This window comes from Endozoicomonas atrinae (assembly GCF_001647025.1).
Classification (GTDB): domain Bacteria; phylum Pseudomonadota; class Gammaproteobacteria; order Pseudomonadales; family Endozoicomonadaceae; genus Endozoicomonas; species Endozoicomonas atrinae.
This window is the reverse complement of sequence record NZ_LUKQ02000841.1, coordinates 1-324: the sequence shown is the minus strand read 5'-3', so window position 1 is coordinate 324 and position 324 is coordinate 1. Positions and strand designations below refer to the sequence as shown.

At 54.0% G+C, this 324-nt stretch carries 1 protein-coding gene; it reads right to left on the bottom strand.

What is annotated here, in order from left to right; all coding sequences use genetic code 11:
• Positions 1-324: Rho termination factor N-terminal domain-containing protein (locus AK963_RS30810; RefSeq protein WP_175404819.1), on the bottom strand; the 324-nt coding region annotated here is incomplete at both ends.

Genomic DNA, 324 nt, shown 5'->3' with positions numbered 1-324 from the left:
CGAGGTCTTCCCGGTAGTAGTCCATTCGGCCACGGCACAACAACCCGGTTTCAGCGTCCTCCCAGTAGATAGACCGTTCAGCAACCCCTTTAGAAAACGCCTTGGAGGCTTTGTCGTGGTTTTGCACAGAAGCCATCACCCCACGGCACAGATCCATGTCGTTTTCCGACAGCACCGTGGCGGCTGCTTCCACTTCAGCCACTACCTCATCCCAAAAGCGGGTATCCGGAGCCACCTCTAAGATCGCTTGTTTCAGATCATCCTTTTTCAGCTTGGAGTAACCCGTAATACCGAGGGCTTTGCAGTGCTCCTTGAGCTTGACAT